The organism is Streptomyces murinus, from assembly GCF_002154555.1.
GTDB classification, from domain to species: Bacteria; Actinomycetota; Actinomycetes; order Streptomycetales; family Streptomycetaceae; genus Streptomyces; species Streptomyces murinus.
The window spans coordinates 1-5,633 of the sequence record NZ_MUNF01000046.1 but is presented as its reverse complement, the minus strand read 5'-3'; the positions used below and the strand labels follow the sequence as shown (position 1 = coordinate 5,633).

The 5,633-nt window shown below is 72.1% G+C and carries 5 protein-coding genes; 2 read left to right on the top strand and 3 right to left on the bottom strand.

Going from position 1 to position 5,633, the window contains the following annotated elements:
* A partial coding sequence (locus CCN72_RS03695; protein ID WP_425276123.1) for an AI-2E family transporter occupies positions 1-1,150 on the top strand: 1,150 nt, incomplete at its 5' end.
* Positions 1,151-1,480: 330 nt separating this feature from the next.
* On the opposite strand, the gene CCN72_RS03690 is transcribed toward CCN72_RS03695, so the two are convergent.
* Positions 1,481-2,038 (bottom strand): TetR/AcrR family transcriptional regulator, encoded by a 558-nt coding sequence (locus CCN72_RS03690; protein WP_086806299.1) that lies wholly within the window; start codon positions 2,036-2,038, stop codon positions 1,481-1,483.
* Positions 2,039-2,130: 92 nt separating this feature from the next.
* Between CCN72_RS03690 and CCN72_RS03685 the strand changes: the two genes are divergently transcribed.
* Positions 2,131-3,306 carry an FAD-dependent monooxygenase gene (locus CCN72_RS03685; protein ID WP_086806298.1) on the top strand — a complete coding sequence of 392 codons (1,176 nt, stop codon included), beginning with the start codon at positions 2,131-2,133 and terminating at the stop codon, positions 3,304-3,306.
* 51 nt (positions 3,307-3,357) lie between these two features.
* On the opposite strand, the gene CCN72_RS03680 is transcribed toward CCN72_RS03685, so the two are convergent.
* Complete coding sequence (locus tag CCN72_RS03680; RefSeq protein WP_086806297.1) at positions 3,358-4,209, bottom strand: lysozyme; 852 nt, start codon at positions 4,207-4,209, stop codon at positions 3,358-3,360.
* 138 nt (positions 4,210-4,347) lie between these two features.
* The coding region (locus CCN72_RS03675) for a M1 family metallopeptidase (RefSeq protein ID WP_107430055.1) at positions 4,348-5,633 on the bottom strand (1,286 nt) is incomplete at its 5' end.

Here is a 5,633-nt window from a genome sequence, read left to right as displayed (position 1 = left end):
CGCACCGAGTACGCGGGCCGGGCTCGGCAGCCGGCCCGCGTACTCGGTGCGGCCCGCGTACTCCGTGCGGCTCGCGGCCTCCCCGCGTCCCGAGCCGTCGGAGCCGGTGACCGAACGCACCGTGCCCTGGCTGCGGGTCGCCGCGGCCTACGCCTGGCGGCTCATCCTCGTCGGCATCGTCGTCTACGGCGTGTTCGTCGTCCTCGGCAGCTTCCAGCTGATCGCCGTCGCCCTGTTCCTGGCACTGGTCATCACCTCGGTGCTGCGCCCCCTCGCCGACCTGCTGAACCGGTTCCTGCCCAGGCCGCTGGCCGTCGCCGTCGCGCTGGTCGGCAGCCTGCTGGTGCTCCTCACGCTGCTCGCGCTGGTCGGCAACGCGGTGGCGGGCGAGTCGCCCCGGCTCGCGGGCGAGTTCCGCGGCGGTGTGCACCGGATCGAGGAGTGGCTCCAGCGGCCGCCGTTCCGGCTCAGCCCCGGCCGGCTCTCCGCGCTGGAACGCCAATTCACCAACTACCTCACCGCACACCGCTCCAACCTGCTCAGCAGCGCCGTCAGCGGCCTCGGCCGGGTGGTTGAACTGGTGACCGGCGGGGCGCTGGCGCTGTTCGCCTCGGTCTTCTTCATCCACTCCGGGGAGCGGCTGTGGGCCTGGGCGCGCGCGGAACTGCTGCCGGCCGGGGCGCGTACGGCCTGGGACCGGGCGGGGCGGGCCGCCTGGCGGACCTTCGCCGGGTACACCCGCGGCATCATCATCGTGGCCGCCACCAACGCCGTCCTGGTGGGCGTGGCACTGCTGTTGCTGCGGGTGCCGCTGGCGCTGCCGCTGACCCTGCTGGAGTTCTTCGCCGCGTTCGTGCCGCTGGTGGGCTCGCCGGTGGCGCTCGCGGTCGCCACGGTAGTCGCGCTGGCCGGGCGGGGGCCGCTCACCGCCCTGGCCGTGCTGGCGCTGATCGTGGTGATCGGCCAACTGGAGGGGCATGTGCTGCATCCCGTGGTGATGAGCTGGGCGGTCCAGCTGCATCCGCTGGTCGTCGCCGTGTCGGTGATCGCGGGCAGCATCGTGGCCGGGGTGATCGGCGCGATCGTCGCGGTGCCGCTGATCTCGGTGGTGTGGGCGGTGCTGAAGGCGCTGCGGGCCGTACCGCCCTGAGCGGCCGCTGCGGGACCCGAACAGGGGATCACCTGTTCCCTCGAACAGGTGGACGTCGCTCATCAGCCCGCTCCGGCTACTCCGACCGGGTGATACTTACGTTGTGCGAGTGACGGGCTGCAGACCGTGTTCGAGCACAGGTCCCATCAGAGATACACCGCAAGGAGCAGCACGACCATGAACATCCTCACGAACGTCCTCGCCGGCCTCGTCCACCTCGTCGGGTGGCTGGTCTGACGCCGCAGGGCGGGTGAAGCAGAGCGGCGCCGCCTCCTCGTCCCAAGGAGGCGGCGCCGCCGTCGTGTCGCCCGGAGCGGCCGGGCGAGACATTCACCGCAGCGCCGCGGCCACCAGCCCGGCGATCTCCGCCTCCCGGACGCCGCCACCGTTCACCAGCCGGTCGAAGACGAGCCCGTCGACACAGAGCAGCAGCCAGACCGTCCGCTCCTCCGCGTCCGCCACGCCCTGAGCCGCGAGGAAGTCGCACACCGAGCGCCGCGCCCGGTTCTCGCGCGGCACGAGGATCTCGCGCAGCGCGGGGTCATGGACGCTCTCCACGGCGCAGGCGTAGCGCGCGAGCGTACGGCGACGGCCCTCCCCGGTGAGCCGAGCCCGGATCAACTCGCCGATTCCGGCGGCCAGTTCGGCGGGAGACCGGGGCACCGGCAGCAGCTCTCCCAGCCGCTCCAGTTCCGCCTGGTCGAGGGCCACCAGACGGCGCACCAGCGCGGTCAGCAGCGCCTGGCGGGTGCGGTAGTAGGCGGAGGTGGTACCGGCGGGCAGATCCGCCGCGCGGTCGACGGCGCGATGCGTCAGCCCCCGGATGCCGGCGTCGGCGAGCACGGTGATGGCCGTGTCGGCGAGGAGAGTACGTCGATCAGTGGACACCCCCTCTTTCTACACCCCGCCTTCTACAGCTGTAGAACCTCACTGTACGGTCTTCTACAGCTGTAGAAACGCCAAGGCGAAGGGGGCCCGGCATGGGCGGCACGGCGGTGGTGGTCGGGGGTGGCGTCGGCGGGCTGGCGGCGGCCATCGGGCTGCGCCGGATCGGCTGGCGGGTACGGGTCGTGGAGCGGACGGCGGTGCCGGCGGACGCGGGCGCGGGCATCTCGCTGCACGCCAACGGGCTGCGGGCGCTGGACGCGCTCGGCGCGGGGGCGGCGGTACGGGCGGCGGCGCACCCGCAGTACACCGGGGGCACCCGCACCCCCTCGGGCCGCCGGCTGGCGCACATGGACGGCAGAGCGCTGGAGCGGGCGCTGGGCACGCCGATCGTCGGCATCCGGCGCTCGGTCCTGCACCGGCTGCTGCGCGAGCGACTCCCGGACGACTGCCCGTACATAGCCGCGACCGTGCCCTCGCTGTACCGCTCCGACCCCGCCGAGGTGGGCGTGCCGCTCCCGGACGGCGTCATGGCGGCGGACCTCGTGGTCGCGGCGGACGGGGTGCACAGCCGGTTGCGCGCCCAGCTGTTCCCGGACCATCCCGGCCCCTCCTACAGCGGCTCCACCGTGCTGCGGGCCATCACACGAAGCCCGTTGGACCTGTCCACCGACTTCGAGCTGACCTGGGGCGCGGGCGCGGAGTTCGGGCACATCGGCCTGGCGGACGGCCACGCCGAGTGGCACGCGGTGCTCAACTCACCGCCCGGCGTACGGCATTCCGATCCGCTCGGCATGCTGCGCCGCCGCTTCGACGGCTGGCACGAGCCGGTCCGCACCCTGCTGGCGGCCACCCGGCCCGAGGACGTCCTGCACCACGACGTCCACGAACTCGCCACTCCCCTGCCCTCGTTCGTCTCCGGCCGGGTCGTGCTGCTCGGCGACGCGGCCCACGCGATGACCCCGAACCTCGGCCAGGGCGCCTGCCAGGCACTGGAGGACGCCGCGTCACTGGCCGCCGCACTCGCCGAGGCACCGTCCCTCGCCCAGGCACTGGCCCGGTACGACGCCGAACGCCGGCCCCGCGCCCAGGCGGTGGCCCGCGCCGCCCGCCGGGCAGGCCGACTGGGCCGGCAACTGTCCGGCCCGCTGGCCGTCGGCCTGCGCAACACCGCGCTGCGACTCGTACCGGCCAGGGCCGCCACGCGCACGATCCTGCGCCACGCCGACTGGACACCGCCGGTGATTCCAGTGGTGGATCGGGCGTCGTGACGCCGGGCGCGGCATGGTGTCGGGCGCGCCGAGTGCCATCGTTCCCGCGGGTCAGCCGGAGGCGAAGGTCTTCAGTTGTGTCGTGCTGCCGTTGAAGCGGTCGTGGTCGCCGACCGTCTTGCCGGTGGAGGTGTACTGCCACATCGTGTAGTACGCCCAGCCGGCCGGCAGTGTGCCCGCCGTCGAGGCGTAGCGGGCGATCCACAGCGGGTTGGTCGCGCTGAAACCGCTGTAGTTCCCGGTGCACTTGGTCCACCAGTTGGTGGCGGTGTAGATCACGGCGTCCCGGCCGGTGCGGGACTTGTACGTGTTCAGGAAGTCCGCGATCCAGCTGACCATCTGGCTCGCCGTCTTGCCGTAGCAGTCGGCGCCGTACGGGTTCCACTCGATGTCGAGCACGCCCGGCAGGGTCTTGCCGTCCTTGGACCAGCCGCCGCCGTGCGCGACGAAGTAGCTCGCCTGGGTGGCGCCGCTGGTGGTGTCCGGGGTGGCGAAGTGGTACGAGCCGCGGATCATGCCCACGTTGTACGAGCCGTTGTACTGCTGGGTGAAGGAGGGGTTCGTGTAGTACGTGCCCTCCGTCGCCTTCGTGTACGCCCAGCGCACCCCGCTGCCGTACAGGGTCGACCAGGCGACGTCGCGCTGGTAGCTGGAGACGTCCACGCCTTCGGTCTGGCCGGTGCGGGAGTCGGGGAGCGAGTCGGCGGTGGCGCCGCGGGCGATGCCGTCGTGGGCGAGGACGCCCATGCCCATGTAGGCGCTGCCCCGCTCGGGGGTCACGGCGCCGCTCTCGGGGACGGCGGCCGGGACGGACAGGGTCAGGAGGAGGCCGGTCAGCACGCCGGTGACGGTCAGGCGTGAGCGGCCGCGGGAGAGGACTATCGAGCTTCGCACGGCTTCCATCTGACCCGGCATCGGGCCGCACCGCACTCCGGGTTCCGCCCAACGAAGGCGGCTACTGGCCGGTTTGGGCCATCCGGGTGGCCCAAAGGCCGGTCGTGGGCGCCCCGTGCGGAGTTCCCACGACCGGCCGGGAGTCCGTCAGCCGTCGATGCGGTGCTGGGTCCAGAAGGAGGTCAGGTCCGTGCTGGTGGCGGCCTGGGCCGCGGCCTTGAACTCGGCCGTGGTGGAGACGCCGTACCAGTGCGCGGTCGCGTAGTCCTTCAGCAGCTTGGTCATCGCGGTGTCGCCGATGAGGCGGCGGAGGTCGTGCAGGGCGCACTTGCCGTAGCCGTAGACCACGGTGGAGTAGCGGGAGGAGTGCGCGTCCCAGTACGCCATCGAGTTGGTGATCTTCTCCGCGCTGGAGGCCCAGGAGACGCTGTTCCAGCAGTTGGCGCCGGTGATGCCCTGGGCGAGGTCGGTCGAGTAGTCGGCGAACGACTCGTCCAGCCAGGGGCTGTTGTACTCGTCGTCGCCGACGATGCCGTACCACCACTGGTGGGCGATCTCATGGGTGAGCGCGGTGCTGCTGACCAGGTCGAGGACGAAGCCGGGGTACTCCATTCCGCCGAACCAGTAGTTGTTGTCGAGCACCGCGTCCAGCTCGCCGTACGGGTAGGCGCCGAAGCGGCCCGCGTGGGTGTCGACGGCTGACTTGGCGGTGCTGAGCATCGACTGGGCGCTGGAGGAGCTGATGCCGGACACCGAGTAGACGTTCACGGCGACGCCGGCCGGCGAGGTGCCGGAGATCTTGGTGAAGGGCCCGGCGGCCCAGGCGAAGTCACGGACCTGGGAGGCGGTGGCCGTGGTGATCGTACGGCCGCTCGTGCCAGGGGTGTCGGTGGAGGTGCCGGTGGCCGGGACCAGCAGGCTCGTCGGGTGGTCGAGGGTGACCTTGAAGTCGGCGGCCAGGGAGTAGAAGGCCTCGCCGTTGTTCGTGTACGGGTCGAGGTGCCAGCCCGCGCCGTCCCGGATCGCGAGGACGGGCAGGGCGTTGCCGATGTTGCTGTACGCGCCGTCGTGCCCGAAGCGGTCGGCGCCGCTGGGCACGGTGATGCCGAGGTCGAAGCCGATGGTGGCGCTCTGTCCCTGGGTGAGCGGCGCGGGCAGCGTGATCTTCAGCGCGGTGCAGGCCACGGAGAGGTCGCCCGCGGTGCCGCCGGTGACGTTGGTGACCTTGATGGGCATCGCGGAGCAGGTGCCGTGATAGTTGTCCCACAGCCGCAGGTAGACCTCGTTCAGCGCGGTGGCGGAGGCGTTGGTGAAGGTCACGCTCTCGTGCCCGGTCCAGGCGGTGCCGCTGGTGTCGCTGGTGAGATTCACCGTGTAGCCGGGCGCGGCGGGGGTGCGGGTGGTGTCGGTGGCCGGGGGCGTGGTGCCGCCGG